The sequence below is a fragment of the Gilliamella sp. A7 genome, assembly GCF_002142015.1.
Lineage (GTDB): Bacteria > Pseudomonadota > Gammaproteobacteria > Enterobacterales > Orbaceae > Gilliamella > Gilliamella apis_A.
Genome location: NZ_NASN01000103.1, coordinates 1 through 1,413, shown reverse-complemented (window position 1 = coordinate 1,413; position 1,413 = coordinate 1). Strand labels below are relative to the sequence as shown.

Below are 1,413 nucleotides of genomic sequence, written 5' to 3'. Positions count from 1 at the left end.
GAATAAACTTTATTTCCCACGAAAAACGACTCATTCTTAAGATTTCCTATAAAACTTAACTGTTGTAATTCTTTTTAATATATTTTAGTAATAAATATTGTGTGAAAAATTTTATTCCTTTAAAAATATTTCCTTTTTTTAAATAATTTTTAGCATATATACGATAATCATTAACTCTCATTTTAGATAAATAACTTTTCAAAGGCTTATCAGACCACGGAGTAAAATGTTTATAAAATAAATACAAGTTCTGCGCTAGCCCAACATGCTCCTTATACCAAGGTTTTCTAGCCCCTGTGAAATGTATAATGAATGGTAAAAACTCACTATCATAAAAAAAGTTTTGTTTTTCTGTCTCATTCATCCAAGTAAAAAGATAATTCCATTTATTATCAATATAGAGAACTTTATTATATAAAACCATGTTTAAAGCATCTTGATCAGGATAGATAAGTTGAGCATTATTTGATTTTAATAAAATCTGATTGACTTTATTTTCAATGTCATAATCGCACCAATTTTTAGTATTTATATACAGAAATCCTGAGTTAAAATAGTTTGTTGAATTTAACTTCAAACGATTAATGTTTTTTACCAAATTATTATTATTTAAAGAGTCAGAAACAACCGCACAAACAACAGACTCAATATTAATGTTATTGATCGACGAAATGTCTTGAAAACATAGTACATCAGCATCCAAATAAATAAATCTATCAACTTCATTTCTCAGCAAACGTGGTACTAGAAGTCGAATATACATAGATTGATTAATATGTTTTAATTTATGCTCAGTCTGATATTGCTCCAATTGATCTTTTTCAATAAAATAAGTTTTAATTGGAATATTTAATTTTTTAAATTTTTCTACATCATTAGCAGGAACATCATGTAAAAACACATAAAATTGAATATTATTACTCAAATTATTTAATTGGATTGACTTAATAGATATCGCTACATATTCAAGATAATTTTTATCTGTACAAAAGGCAATATTTATCGTGTTATCTTTCATTCTAAAAAATCCTTGCTACAACCTTTTACAATATTATTTTTAATCAATGGGTTGAATTTTATTATTTTCTGATATCACGCCTAACATATCGATAATATAAACTACCCCAAAGCCATACAATTAAATTATTTCTTTTTATGATATTGAATTTTTTTCTATCACTTTTATGTAAGAATTTATCACTAAGACTTATTAAATCATAATTAAGATCAAAGTCCTTATTTAAATAATCACGAATTTCTTTATATTTAAAATTTTTTAAGTATTCAATTAAAAGTCTTATCTTTAATTTAATTAATATGAAATAAACTAGTTCGATGATATCTTGTTTATCTTCTTTATCATAATTCTCTCTTAAATAAGATTGAATTCGCGACCATGTTTTAATATCACTC

At 24.1% G+C, this 1,413-nt stretch carries 1 protein-coding gene and 1 pseudogene; both read right to left on the bottom strand.

Annotation, left to right across the window (positions count from 1 at the left end):
- Positions 1-55: 55 nt before the first annotated feature.
- Positions 56-1,018 carry a glycosyltransferase family 8 protein gene (locus tag B6D18_RS12315; protein WP_086364701.1) on the bottom strand — a complete coding sequence of 321 codons (963 nt, stop codon included), beginning with the start codon at positions 1,016-1,018 and terminating at the stop codon, positions 56-58.
- 61 nt (positions 1,019-1,079) lie between these two features.
- A pseudogene (locus tag B6D18_RS12795) lies at positions 1,080-1,413 on the bottom strand (hypothetical protein); the annotation flags it as partial.

Excerpts from the sequence above, each read along its gene's own strand:
- B6D18_RS12315 (WP_086364701.1), bottom strand. The coding sequence starts at position 1,018 with ATGAAAGATAACACGATAAATATTGCCTTTTGTACAGATAAAAATTAT.